The following is a 17139-nucleotide window of genomic DNA, read 5'->3' as shown; positions in this document are numbered from 1 at the left end:
CGCGATAATCGGACCCGGAGCCGCGGTATGAGGGAAAGCTCGGACGTCCTAGCACTGGCAGGTCGCAGTGACGGGGCGTGAGCGCGGCCCGTCACAACAACCGGTGAAGGACACATCACTCATGACGACGCCCACGATCGAGCTCAAGCCCTCCGCCAGCCCCCTCGCCGCCGTCGAGCGCGAGGCCATCCTGGCCAACCCCGGGTTCGGCCGCCACTTCACCGACCACATGGTGACGATCAAGTGGACCGAGGGCCGGGGCTGGCACGACGGCCAGCTCGTTCCGTACGCGCCGATCCCCCTCGACCCCGCGACCAACGTCCTGCACTACGCCCAGGAGATCTTCGAGGGACTGAAGGCCTACCGCCAGCCCGACGGCTCGGTGGCCCTCTTCCGCCCGGACCAGAACGCCAAGCGCTTCCAGCGCTCCGCCAGGCGTCTCGCCATGCCCGAGCTGCCGGTCGAGACGTTCATCGAGGCCTGTGACGCCCTGGTGCGGCAGGACAAGGACTGGGTGCCCGCGCACGGCGGCGAGGAGTCCCTCTACCTGCGCCCGTTCATGATCGGCACCGAGGTCGGTCTCGGCGTCAAGCCGGCCAACGAGTACCTGTTCATCGTGATCGCCTCCCCGGCCGGCGCCTACTTCCCGGGTGGCGTGAAGCCGGTGTCGATCTGGGTCTCCGAGGACCGCGTCCGCGCCGTCCCCGGCGGCATGGGCGACGCCAAGACCGGCGGCAACTACGCCGCCTCCCTGCTCGCCCAGGCCGAGGCCGCCGCCAAGGGCTGCGACCAGGTCTGCTACCTCGACGCGGTCGAGCACCGGTGGGTCGAGGAACTCGGCGGCATGAACCTGTACTTCGTGTACGGCAACAAGATCATCACCCCCACCCTGACCGGCTCCATCCTGGAGGGCGTCACCCGTGACTCCCTGCTGGCCGTCGCCCGTGACCTCGGCTACGAGTCCGAGGAGGGCCGCGTCTCGGTCGAGCAGTGGCAGCGCGACTCCGAGAACGGCACCCTCACCGAGGTCTTCGCCTGCGGCACCGCGGCGGTGATCACCCCGGTCGGCACGGTCAAGCGGGCCTCTGCCGAGTGGCGGCAGAGCGGCGGAGAGCCGGGTGAGGTGACCCTCCGTCTGCGCCAGGCCCTGCTCGACCTTCAGCGGGGTACCGCTGGGGACAAGCACGGGTGGATGCACAAGATCGGTTAAGCGCGCGGTTCGAAGTGCCGGGAAGGGGCGTCGGGCGTCTGCGGGGCCGTTGTGGCCGGTCGCGCAGTTTCCCGCGCCCCTTCGGGGCGCCGGCCGACTGACGTCAGCAGCAGGTACACCGCGCCGCCCACCGCCCCCGACAGCAGGAAGCTGCAGTCCACCCCGCCGGTCAGGTGCAGCAGCGGGCCCTGGTACGAGGGCAGGGACACCGCCAGCAGGCCGACCGCGGCACCGGCCGCCCAGGAGACGGCCGCCCGCACGTTCCAGCCGGCCCGGTACCAGTAGATCCCGCCCCGCGAACGGCGGTTGAAGACCTGCAGGGCGTCCGCGTCGTACACCCCGCGGCAGCGGGCGAAGCCGATGAGGGTGATGACGGCCCACGGGGTGCCGATCGCGGTGAGGAGCAGGACGAAGGACGTCATGGCGGACTGCGCGTTCCAGGTGTAGTGGCCGACGAACACGCAGGCCGTGGCGACGGCGGCGACCGTGTAGGTGGCGCGGGCACGCGAGGCCCTGGGCAGGATCGCGTCCAGGTCGAGGCCCATCGAGTACAGCATCAGACCGGCGTTGCCCACCGAGCCCGCGGACGCGGCCAGCAGCAGCGGGACCAGGTACCAGGTGGGGGAGGCGGAGACCAGCGGGCCCGCGTAGTCGGTGGCCGCGCCGGCCGCGTACGCCGTGAAGGTGCCGAAGAGCTGCGGCACCAGCAGGCCGAGGACCAGGCCGAGCCAGGTGGCGTGCAGTACCCGGCGGCTGGAGTGCCGGGACGGCGAGATGTAGCGGGTGTAGTCGCCGAGCAGGGTGATGAAGGCGATGGGGCCGGAGAGGCCGGCGGCCACCGCAGACAGGAACCAGGTCGGCCAGAACGAGCCCAGTAGATAGCCGCCCGCGCCGGGCAGCGCCGAGGCGGTGAAGTGCGGGGCGTAGGCGACGATCCCGAGGGCCAGTAGGGCCGTCATGCCGATGGACAGCACCTTCGACATGTTCAGCAGCACCCGGTAGCCGTAGACCGCGCCCGCGACGGTGGCCGCCGCGAGCACCGCGTAGACCAGGGCGTACGACACCCCGTCCGCCGGCACCCCGAACAGCCGGCCGAGCACGCTCAGCATCACATCGCCGCCGATCCACACGGTCAGCGCGGTGTAGCCGAGGGCGAGCAGCAGACCCACGACCGAGCCGACCAGCCGGCCCCGGACCCCGAAGTGGGCGCCGGAGGACGTGGACAGGTTGGTGGCGGTGCGCAGCGAGATGAGGGCGAGCGGGGCGGTGACGGCCGTACCGACTACCGTGCCCGCGACGATCGCGCTCACCGACGCCCACCAGCCGAGCCCGAAGGACGGCGGCAGCCAGCCGAAGATGATCACCCCGAGGCAGAGGTTGGAGCCGAGCAGGATCGAGACGAGGTCGCGCGGACCACTGGTCCGCTCCTCGTCCGGGATGGTGTCGACTCCGCGCTGTTCTATCGGCATGGCTGGTCTCCTTCGACTACCGCCAGAGAGTTTGAGCGACGTTCAATGTGACGTGCAGCTTCCACATCGGTCAATGCTTCAGTTCCATGAATTCTGTGTTTAGAGTGGTGTTCTAACCTGGAGATGGCAAGGAGGTGCCGCGAGGTGAGACTGACCCCCACGGAACGTGACCGGCTGCTGCTCTTCGGAGCCGCCGAGCTGGCCCGGGCCCGCCGGGCGCGCGGCCTCAGGCTGAATGTGCCGGAGGCGACCGCGCTGATCGCGGACACCGTGTGCGAGGCCGCGCGGGACGGCAGGCGGCTCGCCGAGGCGATCGAGGCGGCCCGGTCCGTGCTCGGCCCCGAGGACGTGCTTCCGGGGGTCGCCGACGTCGTCACCGAGGTGATGGTCGAGGCGGTCTTCGACGACGGCTCCCGGCTCGCGGTGGTCTCCGACCCGATCGGCGGCAGCCTCGGCGACCAGGCGCCGGGCGCGCTGCTGCCCGCGCCCGGGCACGCCGAGCCGGCGGCGGCCGTACGGCTGCCGGTCACCAACACGGCGACCGTGCCGGTCTCCGTCACCTCCCACTTCCACTTCTTCGAGGCCAACCCGCGGCTCGACTTCGTACGCGAGAAGGCCTACGGGATGCGCCTCGCCGTCCCCGCGGGCTCCTCGGTGCGCTTCGGCCCCGGCGAGAGCGTCGAGGTGGGACTGGTGCCGATCGGCGGTGACCGGGTCGCGATCGGCTTCGCCGGACTGGTCGACGGGCCGCTGGACGCGCCCGGCGCGAAGGAAGAGGCCCTGCGCAGGGCCGCAGCCTGCGGATACCTGGGAGCTGAGCAGCGATGAACCCCTACGAGTACGCGGCCACCCACGGCCCCCGCGCCGGCGACCGCATCCGCCTCGGCGACTCCGGGCTCACCATCCGCGTCGAGTCCGACTCCCAGCGCTACGGCGACGAGTTCCTGGCCGGCTTCGGCAAGACCGCCCGCGACGGACTGCACCTGAAGGCCGCCGCCGTCCGCGAGACCTGTGACGTCGTCATCAGCAATGTGGTGGTGATCGATGCCGCGCAGGGCATCCGCAAGGTGTCCATCGGCATCCGGGAAGGCCGGATCTGCGCCATCGGACGCGCCGGCAACCCCGACACCCTCGACGGTGTCGACGTCGTGGTCGGCACCGGCACCTCCATCGTCTCCGGCGAGGGGCTGATCGCCACCGCCGGGGCCGTGGACACCCACGTCCACCTGCTGTCGCCGCGCATCATGGAGGCCTCCCTCGCCTCCGGCGTGACCACGATCATCGGGCAGGAGTTCGGCCCGGTGTGGGGCGTCGGCGTCAACTCCCCCTGGGCGCTGCGCCACGCCTTCAACGCCTTCGACGCCTGGCCGGTCAACATCGGCTTCCTGGGCCGGGGTTCGTCGTCCCACGACGCGCCCCTGATCGAGGCGCTGGCCGAGGGCGGCGCGTCCGGCTTCAAGGTGCACGAGGACATGGGCGCCCACACCCGCGCGCTGGACACGGCGTTGCGCGTCGCCGAAGAACACGACGTGCAAGTCGCCCTGCACAGCGACGGCCTGAACGAGTGCCTGTCGGTCGAGGACACCCTCAAGGTGCTGGAGGGCCGGACGATCCACGCCTTCCACATCGAGGGCTGCGGCGGCGGACACGTGCCCAACGTGCTGAAGATGGCCGGCGTCCCGAACGTCATCGGCTCCTCCACCAATCCCACCCTGCCCTTCGGCCGGGACGCGGTCGCCGAGCACTACGGCATGATCGTCTCCGTCCACGACCTCAAGCCCGACCTGCCCGGCGACGCCGCCATGGCCCGCGACCGCATCCGCGCCGGCACGATGGGCGCCGAGGACGTGCTGCACGACCTGGGCGCGATCGGCATCACCTCCTCCGACGCCCAGGGCATGGGCCGCGCCGGTGAGACGGTCCGCCGTACCTTCGCCATGGCCGGCAAGATGAAGGCCGAACTGGGCCCCCTGGCGGGCGACGGCGAGGGCGACGACAACGCCCGCGTCCTGCGCTACATGGCCAAGCTGACGATCAACCCGGCCATCGCGCACGGCCTTTCGCACGAGGTCGGCTCCATCGAGGCCGGCAAGCTCGCGGACATCGTGCTGTGGCGCCCGGAGTACTTCGGCGCCAAACCGCAGCTCGTGTTGAAGTCCGGCTTCCCGGCGTACGGCGTGGTCGGCGATCCCAACGCGGCCACCGACACCTGTGAACCGCTCGTCCTGGGCCCGCAGTTCGGCTCGTACGGCGCCACCGCCGCCGACATCTCGGTCGCGTTCGTCGCCCGGGCCGCCGTCGACCAGGGGGGCGACTCGATGCCCACCCGCCGTCGCCGGGTCGCCGTGCGCGGCACCCGGGGGATCGGCCCGGCCGACCTGCGGCTGAACGCCCGTATCGGCGCGGTCGACGTCGACCAGCACACCGGTCTGGTCACCCTCGACGGCGATCCGCTGCGCTCCGAGCCCGCCGACTCCGTCTCCCTCAACCGCCTCTACTTCCTCTGACCCCCTGACGCAAGGACCCGGGAATTCCCATGACGACCCCCGCCGCCGACGGCTTCCGTATGCCCGCCGAGTGGACCCCGCACGAGCGCACCTGGATGGCGTGGCCGGGCCCCAACCCCACCTTCGAGGACCCCGAGGACCTCGCCGCCTCCCGGGTCGCGTGGGCGAGGGTGGCCCGCGCCATCCATCGCTTCGAGCCGGTGACCGTGGTCTGCGGCCCCGGCCAGTCGGCCGAGGCGCGGGCGCTGCTCGGCGACGGCATCGACACCGTCGAGCGCGAGCTGGACGACGCCTGGATGCGGGACATCGGCCCGACCTTTCTCACCAACGGCAAGGGTGAACTGGCCGCCGTGGACTGGACGTTCAACGGCTGGGGCGCCCAGGACTGGGCCCGCTGGGAGCACGACTCCAAGATCGCCGCCTATGTCTGCGACCTCGCGGGCGCGAAGACGTACGCCTCGAAGCTGGTCAACGAGGGCGGCGCGATCCACGTCGACGGCGAGGGCACCGTGCTGCTCACCGAGACCGTGCAGCTCGGCCCCGAGCGCAACCCGCACTGGTCGAAGGCGGAGGTCGAGGCCGAGATCCACGCCCACCTCGGCACCAGCAAGGCGATCTGGCTGCCGCGGGGCCTCACCGGCGACTACCCCCCGTACGGCTTCGGCACCCTCGGCCACGTGGACATCGTCGCCGCCTTCGCCCGGCCGGGCGTCGTGGTGGCGCACTCCCAGCCGGACCCGGCCCACCCCGACCACGAGGTCACCAAGGAGGTCATCGGCATCCTGAAGTCGGCGACCGACGCCCGGGGCCGCAGGCTGGAGGTCGTCGAGGTGCCCGCGCCCACCGTCCTGGAGGCCGACGGCCACTGGGCCGACTACTCCTACATCAACCACTACATCTGCAACGGCGGCCTGGTGCTGTGCGGCTTCGACGACCCGCGCGACGAGATCGCCGCCGGGATCTTCCGCCGCCTCTTCCCGGAGCGGACGGTGACCCTGGTGGACGCGCGTACGATCTTTGCGGGTGGGGGCGGCATCCACTGCATCACCCAGCAGCAGCCCAAGGCATGAACATGTAGGAGACTCGGATGGCCGGTGCGGCACGGGCGCGGAAGAACGCGCCGCCGCGCGAGGAGGTCCTCGCCGCCGCCATGGACATGATCGCCGAGCGCGGTCTGGAGAAGCTGACCATGGCGGCGCTCGGCCGCGAGGTGGGGATGAGCAGCGGCCATCTCCTCTACTACTTCCGCTCCAAGGACGAGCTGCTGCTGCAGACCCTGGAGTGGAGCGAGGGCCGGCTCGGCGCGGAGCGGGGCCGGCTGCTGACCCGTCCCGGCACGGCACACGAGCGGCTGTCGGCGTACGTCGACCTGTACGTCCCGGACGGCCACCGGGATCCGCACTGGACGCTGTGGCTGGAGGTCTGGAACCGCTCGCAGAACGCGGACGACGACGCACGTGCCCGGCAGTCCGCGATCGAGGGGGCGTGGCACCGCGACCTGGTCGCGCTGATCGCCGAGGGGGTCTCGCGGGGGGAGTTCCGCCGGGTGGACGCGGACCGTTTCGCGGCGAGGCTGCGCGCGCTGCTGGACGGGTTCTCCATCCACGTCGCCATCGGGTTGCGCGGTACCGACAGGGACCAAGTCCTCTCGCATGTCCGGGAGTTCATCGAGGACGCGCTTGTGGTTCCTTAGTCAGGAATCGTTCACTCCGCCGCCGGGCAGGTTACGCCGCATGGGACGACAACACTGGAAGAAGATCTGGGTCGGTTCGGCGGGGAACATGGTCGAGTGGTTCGACTGGTTCGTGTACGCGAGCTTCGCCACCTACTTCGCCGGCGCGTTCTTCCCGAGCGGCAACCCCACCGCCCAGCTCATGAACACCGCCGGCATCTTCGCCGTCGGATTCTTCATGCGCCCCGTGGGCGGCTGGCTGCTGGGCCGCGTCGGCGACCGCAAGGGCCGTAAGGCGGCGCTGACACTGACCGTGACGCTGATGTCCGCGTCGGCGGTCCTCATCGCCGTCGCCCCGACCTACGCGGTCGCCGGCTACGGCGGGGCGCTCGTGCTGCTCGTCGCCCGCCTGCTGCAAGGACTGTCGGTCGGCGGCGAGTACGCGGCCAGCGCCACCTATCTGACGGAGGCCTCGGACCCGAAGAGGCGCGGGTTCGCCTCCAGCTTCCAGTACGTGTCCATGACCGCCGGCCAGATCGTCGGCCTCGGGCTTCAGATCATCCTCCAGCGCACCCTGTCCGACAGCGCGCTGCACAGCTACGGCTGGCGCATCCCGTTCGTCGTCGGCGCACTCGGCGCCGCCGTCATCTTCTATCTGCGGCGCAGCATGCTGGAGACCGAGGTGTACGAGGAGGACTCCTCCCACTCCGAGGAGCGCGGCACCCTGCGCGCGCTGTGGCGGCACCGGCGGGAGGCGTTCCTGGTCGTCGCCCTCACCATGGGCGGCACGGTCGCGTACTACACGTACACCACCTATCTGACCAAGTACCTCTCCAACTCGGCGGGCCTGTCCAAGGAGACGGCGACGCTCGTCTCCTTCACCGCGCTGATCGTCTTCGCCGCGCTCCAGCCGCTCGCCGGCGCCCTCTCCGACCGCATCGGCCGCCGCCCGCTGCTGATCACCTTCGCGGTCGGCTCCACCCTCCTCACCGTGCCGATCATGACTCTGCTCAAGCACGCGGACGGCTACTGGACGGCCCTCGGGCTCGCCCTGCTCGCGCTGGTCGTCGTCACCGGCTACACCTCGATCAACGCCTGTGTGAAGGCGGAGCTGTTCCCGACCGGGGTGCGCGCCCTCGGTGTGGCCCTGCCGTACGCCATCGGCAACGCCCTCTTCGGCGGCACCGCGGAATACATCGCCCTGTGGTTCAAGAAGGCCGGGATCGAGTCCGGCTTCTACTGGTACGTGGCGGGCTGCGCCGCCGTGTCCCTCGTGGTCTACGTCGGCATGCGGGAGACGAAGGACCTGGACCTCGCCCGGGGGAGGGACCGTACGGATTCCAGTCTGACGCCCGCATCCTGAGACGGTCCGTGAGCCGGGGGCGGGGCTGTGCCAGACTGCCCCCGTGCTCTCGTTCGCCATGATTATTGGCAGCAGGCGCGCCGGTCCGCAGTGACCACCTCGTACGACCAGGTGCGGGTGGCCACCGTCGTCCTCGACCCGCGCGCAGACCTCTCGCACCCGCGAGGGGTTTTTTCGTTTTCCGGCCCACCTTCAGCCGGGAGCGGTGCGCGAGGGACCATTGGGGGGACGGTGGAGCCGGTCATTCCGGTAAGACCGAAGATCCACAACAGGAGCCTTGAGACCATGACCGAGACGGCAACCAGCGAGCTCGACGACTCGTTCCACGTCTTCGACACCACGCTGCGCGACGGCGCGCAGCGCGAGGGCATCAACCTCACCGTCGCGGACAAGCTCGCCATCGCACGGCACCTGGACGACTTCGGCGTCGGCTTCATCGAGGGCGGCTGGCCCGGCGCGAACCCCCGTGACACCGAGTTCTTCGCCCGCGCGCAGGCGGAGATCGACTTCAGGCACGCCCGGCTGGTCGCCTTCGGCGCCACCCGCCGGGCGGGTGCGAAAGCCGCCGAGGACCCGCAGGTCAAGGCGCTCCTCGCCTCCGGCGCCCCGGTGATCACCCTGGTCGCCAAGTCGCACGACCGGCATGTGGAGCTGGCGCTGCGCACCACGCTGGACGAGAACCTGGAGATGGTCCGCGACACGGTGTCGTACCTGCGCGAGCAGGGCCGCCGCGTCTTCGTGGACTGCGAGCACTTCTTCGACGGCTACCGCGCCAACCCCGAGTACGCCAAGGCGGTCGTCCGTACGGCGTCGGAGGCGGGCGCCGACGTCGTCATCCTCTGCGACACCAACGGCGGCATGCTCCCCGCCCAGATCCACGCGGTCGTCGCCACGGTCCTCGCCGACACCGGCGCCCGGCTCGGCATCCACGCCCAGGACGACACCGGCTGCGCGGTCGCCAACACGCTCGCCGCCGTCGACGCGGGCGCCACCCACGTGCAGTGCACCGCCAACGGCTACGGCGAGCGCGTCGGCAACGCCAACCTCTTCCCGGTGGTCGCGGCCCTGGAGCTGAAGTACGGCAAGAAGGTGCTGCCCGAGGGCAAGCTGCGCGAGACGACCCGGATCTCGCACGCCATCGCCGAGGTCGTCAATCTGACTCCGTCGACGCACCAGCCGTACGTGGGCGTCTCGGCCTTCGCGCACAAGGCGGGCCTGCACGCCTCCGCGATCAAGGTCGACCCGGACCTGTACCAGCACATCGACCCCGAGCTGGTCGGCAACACCATGCGCATGCTGGTCTCCGACATGGCGGGCCGCGCCTCGATCGAGCTGAAGGGCAAGGAGCTCGGCATCGACCTGGGCGGCGACCGGGAACTGGTCGGCCGGGTGGTCGAGCGGGTGAAGGAGCGCGAGCTCAAGGGCTACACCTACGAGGCGGCGGACGCGAGCTTCGAGCTGTTGCTGAGGGCCGAGGTCGAGGGCCGCCCGCTGAAGTACTTCGAGGTGGAGTCCTGGCGGGCCATCGTCGAGGACCGCCCCGACGGCACCCACGCCAACGAGGCCACGGTGAAGCTGTGGGCCAAGAGCGAGCGGATCGTCGCCACGGCGGAGGGCAACGGCCCGGTCAACGCCCTCGACCGCGCACTGCGCGTGGCCCTGGAGAAGATCTACCCGCAGCTCGCCAAGCTGGACCTGGTCGACTACAAGGTCCGCATCCTGGAGGGCAAGCACGGCACGTCGTCCACCACCCGCGTGCTGATCTCCACCTCCGACGGCTCCGGCGAGTGGTCCACGGTCGGTGTGGCGGACAACGTGATCGCCGCGTCGTGGCAGGCGCTGGAGGATGCGTACACGTACGGGCTGCTGCGGGCGGGAGTGCAGCCGGCGGAGTAGGGCGCCCCGAACGGGCGGGGCACCCGCTGGCGGAGCGTCACGGCGCTCGCCAGATGTTGTCGAAGGCCACGTTCTCGATGCGCCGCCGCTCCCGCACGGCCTCCAGTTCGGTCACCGCGTCGCCGACCGCCACCAGGACGGTGACGACCGCATCCTCGCCGGGTTCCTCCTCGGGCGGGCGTTCGCCCTGGATGCCCAGGGTGGCGGCGAGCGAGGAGAGGACCGGCTCACGGGACCACCAGCGGTCGGCGGCGTGCCGGCGGGCCGGGGTGTCGGCCGCCGCTGCCTGGCCGGCCCGGTGGGGCCAGCGGTGCCGCTTCCCGGAGAGCTGCCCCGCCGAGTCCAGGACGTCGCGATAGGCCGTGGCCAGCCCCTCACCCCGGCGCCACAGCCAGTCCTCGACCGTCTCGTACGGCTCCTCGCGCCGGAGCGCCGCCCCGGCCTCGTCCAGCATCCGGTCACCCGTGGTCAGCACGGCACCGGGCACGATGCGCTCACCGTCCAGGGTGAGCGCCCGCGCGCCGAGGAGGTCGATCAGCTCGGCCCCCGCGAGTGCCAGCGACAGATCGCCCTGCTCGACGGGGTGATCGCCGGGCACGTCGAGGCTGACGAGAAACAGATCCTGCGGTGTGGTCATACCCCTACGATGTGCCGGTCGGCTCCGAAACGCAGCACGGCGACACACTTCTGCGGTTCAGCTGGTGCGTAGTTCGTCGAACCCGATCAGCATCGCGTCGACGGCGAGGGCGAAGCGCTCCTCGTCGTCCACGCCCGCTCCGTCGCGCGCGGCCCTGGTGATGAGCGGATACCGCTCCGCCCCCAACTCGGCCAGTCGGCCCGTGCCCCCCGGCTCGTGCGCGTCCACGACGAGCTGTGCCTCCATGACGGCGTGCCCGATCGCGAACACCGACAGCGCGTTGAGGGCGTGCAACGCACGGCCGAGTGGAAATCCGTTGTCCGTCAGCATGCGCAGGCAGGCCTCGATGTCGTCGAGCGTCGCCGGGGTGACCGCGGGGCGGGAGGAGACGAGCGGGAGGATGGCCGGGTGCCGCAGCAGACCCTCGCGCAGGGCCTTCGCGTACGCGCGCAGCGCCGCCTGCCAGTCGGAGGATCCGTCCATCGCCGGTGCGGCGGCTTTGAACACCTGCTCCACCAGTCCGTCGAGCAAGGCGTCCTTGTTCGGGACGTAGTGATAGAGCGTCATCGCCTCGACATCGAGCTGCTCGCCGAGTGAACGCATGGTCAGGGCCTTGAGCCCCCTGCGGTCCACCAGGTCCAGTGCCGCGTCGAGGATTCGCTGCCGGCTCAGTCCTACGCGCTCGCCACGGCGGCGCCGTGGACCCGGCTTCTCGGCCGTCATGCCTCGTCCTTCCGCTGCACCCCCGAGCAATTGACTTTCTTACAAGGTAAGGCAACAATCGATCCCAGCGAAACTTACATCGTAAGAATCCGGAACGCTTCCCGACGCCACAGGAGCAGAGATGTCCTCCGTCACCGCCTCCGTCACCGCCTTCGGCACCAAGCAGGTCGTCCTCGACTTCATCGCCGCGCTCAACGACCGCTCGAGCCAGGACTGGGTGCGCCACCTCGCGCCGGATGTGATCGACCACAACAAGATCATTTTCGGGGAGGAGGAAGCGCCGGGCGCCGCGATAGAGGGCTTCCGGCAGCAGCTCGCCGCATTCAGTGCCGAGCATCCGGACGACGGCTTCCGCGTGGAGCAGCTCATCGCCGAGGGTGACGAGGTCGTGGCGCGGCTTCGGGTGCGCGGCGTCCACACCGGGTATCACGCCCGGATGCCCGAGCCGACCGGCCGACGTTGTGACGTCGAACAGATCTGGATCTTCACCGTGCGCGCAGGCAGGATCGCCGAGATCCGTGCGGTGAGTGACCGTCTCGGAATGTTCCTGCAGCTCGGCTGGGACTGGCCGAGCGAGGACTGAAGGAGTGGCGAAGCCCCCGGTGCGGGGCGTTACCGCAGGTGCCACTTCTGGTTGGCCGCGCCCGTGCAGGACCAGATCTGTGCCCGCGCCCCGTTCGCCGACGAGTTGTCCGTCACGTCGAGGCACTTGTCGGCGGCCGTGTTGACGACATCACCGGTGGAGGCGTTGTACGACCACTGCTGCGCACCGGTGCCGTTGCAGTCGTACAACTGCACCTTCGCGCCGTCCGCCGTCGACCCCGACGTCACGTCCAGGCACTTGCCCAGCGCCCGGACCGACCCGTCGGCCGTCACCGTCCACTGCTGGGCCGAGGAGCCGTTGCAGTCGTAGAGCTGCACCGCCGTACCGTTGGCGCTCGAACCGCCCGCCACGTCGAGGCACTTGCCGGCCAGGCCGACGAAGGACCCGGTCCGCGTACTGCCGCCGGACTGGGTGCCGGACCAGGTGAAGGTGGCCGAGGTCTTGCCGGGCAGCGAGTAAGTGGCGTGCTGGGAGCCCCAGTTGATGGTCACCGTCTGAGCCGAGGTCGAGTCGTTGTACGCGATGAGCGCCTTGCTGCCGTCCGGGTTGCGCCAGGCCACGTTCGGCACGGCGGTGGACGCCGTCGAGGCGATCCGCTGGGCGCCCGGCCGGACGAACTTGGTCAGGTGACCCATGTCGTAGTACTCGACGGTGTAGTCCACGGTGCCGCTCGCGCCGTCCCCGTTGTGCACCGTGACCAGCCCGGTGCAGGTGCCGCAACCCCCGTTGTGAGGACCGCCGTTCTGGTCCACGGCCAGCGACCACTTGGTCACCGACTTCGCCCAGTTGCGGGTGTAGTCGATGATGTTGGACATGTCTTCGCGCTGCTGGTCGGTGATCCAGGTGCCGCCGGAGTGCTCGGTGCCGAAGGCGTCCAGCGAGGGGTACTGGTTGTGCACGGTGGTCTGCTTGGTGACGTCACCGCCGTAGCCGTGCCAGGCGATCCCGCCGAAGTTGGGGTGGTTGCGGATCGCCGGGTCGTCGACGCTCTGGGCCGCATAGGAGTCGTACGTGTCCCAGTTCCAGTCGTGGGCCAGGACCTTGGTGCTCAGGCCCGCCGACCGCAGCTGCGGCAGCAGGTCGTTCTTGAGGAAATACTGGATGCCGGAGGCGTTCCAGCTCATCGACGGATAGCCGGAACAACAGGTCGGCTCGTTCTGCGGGGTGACGTACGAGACGTTGATCCCCTGGTCCCTGTACGCCTGGAGGTACTTCACGAAGTACGCGGCGTACGCCCCGTAGTCCTCGGCCTTCAGCCAGCCGCCGTCGAGTGAGCCGCTGTCCTTCATCCAGGCCGGGGCGGTCCAGGGGGAGGCCATCACCGTCAACGCCGGATTCAGCTGGAGCGCCTGCTTCGTGAGCGGCGCGACGTCGGCCAGGTCGTGCGCGATCGAGAACTTCGCCACAGACGGGTCCGTCTGCCCGGACGGCACGTCGTCGTACGTGTAGCCGTACCGCGCGAGGTCCGAGGCGCCCATCGGGTTGCGCAGGAACGACAGCCCGATGCCGTCCGTCGGTGAGAACAGCTTGCGCATGGTCGCGTCCCGGGTGGACTGGGACAGCGCCCCGCTGCTGTTCATCAGCCAGGCCGCCGTGTCCGTGAAGGACGCGCCGCCGCCGGTGAAGGTCTGGTACCGGGTGTTCTCGTCCACGGTGATGTTCGTGCCGCTGCCGCCGGTGCCGGACTGGAACGCGAACGGCGTCTGGGCCTGGAGCCCGCGCACGACATGCCGGCCCGCGGAGTCGTCGGTGGTGGTGAGCCAGGCCGTGACCTGCTCACCGGCCGCGTGCGCGGGGGGTACGGCGGCGGTGAAGCCGGCGGCGGAGAGCAGCCCGGCCAGCAGCAGCCGGACCGCGCGGGGGGTTTTCCGGGTTCTCCTCATGGTGCGTCGCCCTTCCTCTCGGGTCGACCGGGCGGGTATCCAAGATGAGCGGCACAACTGACGTGCCGTCTTGACGGTTTGGCGAGGCGTGAGTTAACTCACGACGTGAGCTAAGCCATGAGTGAACCATGAGAGTCGAGGGAAGGTCTATGCCGAGAACCGCCCTGCTCGTCTCCGGGGCCTTGCTCGCCGCCCTGTTGCCCCTGTCCGCCGCAGCCCACGCCGCCGACGACCCCGCCCCGGTCCCCGTCGACCGCTTCGAGGGCGAGGTCCCCTTCGCCTCCCAGCCCGCCGACGGCATCTTCACCTGGGGGAGCGACGCCGACGACCCGCCCACTCTCCACCTGGCCGACCGCGCCGACGCCCCCGAGGGCGCCAAGGTCCTCACCGGCACCTACGACATCAGCGGCTACGGCGGCTTCACCCACGACTTCGCCGCCGACCGGCCCGCCCACGACTGGTCCGCCCACCGGGGCATCCGCTTCTGGTGGGAGGGCCGGAACAACGGCCGCAAGATCGCCTTCGAGATCAAGGACGGCGGCGCGAACGGCGAGGCCTCGGAGCTCTGGACGACCTCCTTCACCGACGACTTCACCGGCTGGAAACAGATCGAGATCCCCTTCACCGACTTCGCCTACCGCACCGACTACCAGCCCGTCGGCGGCATCGACCACGTCCTGGGCCTCACCCGGATGTGGGGGTACGCCGTCACGCTCCCGGCCGGCACCAAGGGCGACTTCGCCATGGACGACGTGGAGTTGTACGGAAAGGCCGACCCATCACTGCGCGCCTCCGTCGCCACCGACGCGCCCGTCTACCCCGTCAAGGAAGGCGGCACCGCCAAGGTCGAGGTCACCCTGGCCACGACCGGCGACCGGCCCGTCGACGACCCGGTGACGGTCACGTACGCGACGGACGGCGGCACCGCCACCGCCGGCCGGGACTACACCCCGGTCTCCGGCACCCTCACCTTCCCGGCCGGCACCGCCTCGGGCACGGCCAGGACCATCGAGGTGCCCACGCGCAAGAGCAAGGGCGCCGCACCCGCCCGGACCATCCCGCTCAAGCTCACGGTCACCGGCGCCAAGGCCCCCGCCGAGACCCCGCAGATCGTCATCGACGCGCACGGACTGCCGTACCTGGACGCCAAGTTGCCGGTCAAGAAGCGCGTCGCGGACCTGCTGTCCCGCATGTCCCTGGCGGAGAAGGCCGGGCAGATGACCCAGGCCGAGCGCGGGGCCGTGGGGACCGGGGGTGACATCGCGACGTACGCCCTCGGCTCGCTCCTGTCCGGCGGCGGCTCCACGCCCACGCCCAACACCCCCGAGGCGTGGGCCAGGATGATCGACGGCTTCCAGCTGCGCACACAGGCGACCCGCTTCCAGGTCCCGCTGGTCTACGGCGTCGACGCGGTCCACGGGCACAACAACCTGAACGGCGCCACGATCATGCCGCACAACATCGGCATCGGTGCGAGCAGAGACCCTCAACTCGCCTACCGAACCGGCTCGGTGACGGCCGCGGAGGTCCGCGCCACCGGCACTCCCTGGGACTTCGCGCCCTGCCTGTGCGTGAGCCGCGACGAACGCTGGGGCCGCTCCTACGAGTCCTTCGGCGAGGACCCCGCTCTCGTGCAGTCCATGGAGACCATGATCCAGGGCCTCCAGGGCCGGGCCGACGGCCGTGACCTGAGCCGGAACGACAAGGTGCTCGCCACCGCCAAGCACTTCGCCGGCGACGGAGGCACCGCCTACGGCTCCTCCACCACCGGCACCTACACGACCGACCAGGGCGTCACCACGGTCACCCGGCGGCAGCTGGAGGACATCCACCTGGCGCCGTACAGGACCGCCGTCGAGCGGGGCATCGGCACCGTCATGCCGTCGTACTCCTCCCTCGACATCGTCGGCGACGGCAAGGGCGCGGTGAAGATGCACGCCCGCGGCGACATGATCAACGGCGTGCTCAAGGACCGGATGGGCTTCGGCGGCTTCGTCATCAGCGACTGGAACGCCATCGACCAGCTCCCCGGCGACTACGCCACCCACGTCCGCACGGCGGTGAACGCGGGCGTCGACATGATGATGGTCCCGTACGGCTACAAGGACTTCAGCGGCACGCTCGCCGACGAGGTGAAGGCGGGACGGATCAGCGAGAAGCGGGTCGACGACGCCGTCTCCCGCATCCTCACCCAGAAGTTCAGGCTGGGGCTGTTCGAGCACCCGTACGCCGACACCAGCGGCGCCGCCGCCATCGGCTCCCCGGCGCACCGGGCGGTCGCCCGCAAGGCGGCGGCCGAGTCGCAGGTGCTGCTGAAGAACAGCGGCGGGCTGCTGCCGCTGAAGAAGAGCGAGAAGGTGTACGTCGCCGGGTCCAACGCCGACGACCTCGGCAACCAGACCGGCGGCTGGACCATCACCTGGCAGGGCGCGTCCGGCACCCACACCCGGGGCACGACCATCCTCCAGGGCATGCGGGACGCCGGGGGAGACGTCACCTACTCCAAGGACGCCTCCGCGCCGACCGCCGGCTACGACGTCGGCGTGGTCGTCGTCGGCGAGACCCCGTACGCCGAGGGCGTCGGCGACGTCGGCAACGGTCACAGCCTCCAGCTGTCGGCGGCCGACCAGGCGGCCGTGGACAAGGTGTGCGCGGCCATGAAGTGCGCGGTGCTGATCGTCTCCGGCCGACCGCAGCTCATCGGCGACCGGCTCGGCAGGATCGACGCGCTGGTGGCCTCCTGGCTGCCCGGCACCGAGGGCGAGGGCGTCGCCGACGTCCTCTACGGCACGCGCCCCTTCACCGGACAGCTCCCCGTCACCTGGCCGAAGTCCGAGTCCCAGCTCCCGATCAACGTCGGCGACACGTCGTACGACCCCCAGTTCCCGTACGGCTGGGGCCTGACCACGCTCACCGGCGTGCCCGGGGGCGGTACGGCCACCCTGAAGGCGCTGGGAGCGGCGGCGACGGCGGCCGAGCGCAAGGGTGACGCCCGGACGGGCCGCGCGCTGGTGGCCACGGCGCGGCTGCTGGTCCAGCAGAAGATCGGTGACCGGATGACACAGGCGGTGGCCAAGCCCTTCGCCGACGCCGACCACCTGCTGCTGACCGGCCGGTACGGAAAGGCGGTGGAGAAGCTGACGCAGGCGTACCGGGCCGCGTAGACCTCGTCTGT

13 protein-coding genes are annotated in these 17139 nt (G+C 70.5%); 9 read left to right on the top strand and 4 right to left on the bottom strand.

Annotated elements, in window-relative coordinates; genetic code table 11:
* Positions 1 to 121: 121 nt before the first annotated feature.
* Positions 122 to 1210 (top strand): branched-chain amino acid aminotransferase, encoded by a 1089-nt coding sequence (locus ACWC0C_RS21640; RefSeq protein ID WP_449199297.1) that lies wholly within the window; start codon positions 122 to 124, stop codon positions 1208 to 1210.
* Here ACWC0C_RS21640 and ACWC0C_RS21635 read toward each other — a convergent pair.
* Positions 1207 to 2679, bottom strand: coding sequence for a cytosine permease (locus ACWC0C_RS21635; RefSeq protein WP_450865274.1), 1473 nt, complete (start codon positions 2677 to 2679; stop codon positions 1207 to 1209). The two genes, ACWC0C_RS21640 and ACWC0C_RS21635, sit on opposite strands and share 4 nt — an antisense overlap.
* Positions 2680 to 2823: 144 nt before the next feature.
* On the opposite strand from ACWC0C_RS21635, the gene ureA reads away from it, so the two are divergent.
* The 6 genes from ureA to cimA all read left to right on the top strand — a co-directional run bounded on the left by ureA (position 2824) and on the right by cimA (position 10117).
* Positions 2824 to 3507 carry an urease subunit gamma gene (ureA, locus tag ACWC0C_RS21630; protein WP_450865273.1) on the top strand — a complete coding sequence of 228 codons (684 nt, stop codon included), beginning with the start codon at positions 2824 to 2826 and terminating at the stop codon, positions 3505 to 3507.
* Positions 3504 to 5186 carry an urease subunit alpha gene (locus ACWC0C_RS21625; protein WP_449199300.1) on the top strand — a complete coding sequence of 561 codons (1683 nt, stop codon included), beginning with the start codon at positions 3504 to 3506 and terminating at the stop codon, positions 5184 to 5186. Before ureA ends, ACWC0C_RS21625 begins: the two co-directional genes overlap by 4 nt.
* 29 nt (positions 5187 to 5215) lie before the next feature.
* On the top strand, positions 5216 to 6256 hold the full coding sequence (locus ACWC0C_RS21620; RefSeq protein WP_450865272.1) for an agmatine deiminase family protein: 1041 nt from the start codon (positions 5216 to 5218) through the stop codon (positions 6254 to 6256).
* 17 nt (positions 6257 to 6273) lie between these two features.
* Positions 6274 to 6879, top strand: coding sequence for a TetR/AcrR family transcriptional regulator (locus ACWC0C_RS21615; protein WP_450865271.1), 606 nt, complete (start codon positions 6274 to 6276; stop codon positions 6877 to 6879).
* 40 nt (positions 6880 to 6919) lie between these two features.
* Entirely contained in the window at positions 6920 to 8221 is a 1302-nt protein-coding gene (locus ACWC0C_RS21610) for an MFS transporter (protein WP_449199303.1), read from the top strand.
* A gap of 285 nt (positions 8222 to 8506) precedes the next feature.
* The gene (gene cimA, locus ACWC0C_RS21605) at positions 8507 to 10117 is read left to right on the top strand and encodes a citramalate synthase (RefSeq protein WP_449199304.1); all 1611 of its coding nucleotides are present in this window, start codon (positions 8507 to 8509) and stop codon (positions 10115 to 10117) included.
* A 37-nt stretch (positions 10118 to 10154) separates the two neighbouring features.
* Here the strand turns inward: cimA and ACWC0C_RS21600 are convergent, their stop codons facing one another.
* Both ACWC0C_RS21600 and ACWC0C_RS21595 read right to left on the bottom strand, forming a co-directional pair.
* A complete protein-coding gene (locus ACWC0C_RS21600; RefSeq protein WP_449199305.1) occupies positions 10155 to 10754 on the bottom strand; it encodes a GOLPH3/VPS74 family protein in 600 nt (199 codons plus the stop codon).
* Between the two features lie 57 nt (positions 10755 to 10811).
* Positions 10812 to 11477, bottom strand: coding sequence for a TetR/AcrR family transcriptional regulator C-terminal domain-containing protein (locus tag ACWC0C_RS21595; protein WP_450865270.1), 666 nt, complete (start codon positions 11475 to 11477; stop codon positions 10812 to 10814).
* 121 nt (positions 11478 to 11598) lie between these two features.
* Here ACWC0C_RS21595 and ACWC0C_RS21590 point away from each other — a divergent pair, with 121 nt between their 5' ends.
* On the top strand, positions 11599 to 12060 hold the full coding sequence (locus ACWC0C_RS21590; protein WP_450865269.1) for an ester cyclase: 462 nt from the start codon (positions 11599 to 11601) through the stop codon (positions 12058 to 12060).
* 29 nt (positions 12061 to 12089) lie between these two features.
* Here the strand turns inward: ACWC0C_RS21590 and ACWC0C_RS21585 are convergent, their stop codons facing one another.
* Entirely contained in the window at positions 12090 to 13964 is a 1875-nt protein-coding gene (locus tag ACWC0C_RS21585) for a lectin (protein ID WP_450865268.1), read from the bottom strand.
* Positions 13965 to 14113: 149 nt separating this feature from the next.
* On the opposite strand from ACWC0C_RS21585, the gene ACWC0C_RS21580 reads away from it, so the two are divergent.
* Entirely contained in the window at positions 14114 to 17128 is a 3015-nt protein-coding gene (locus ACWC0C_RS21580; protein WP_450865267.1) for a glycoside hydrolase family 3 protein, read from the top strand.
* The last annotated feature ends 11 nt before the right edge of the window (positions 17129 to 17139 follow it).

Source organism: Streptomyces sp. NPDC001709 (genome assembly GCF_053596375.1).
This window is presented reverse-complemented; position numbering and strand designations above follow the sequence as displayed.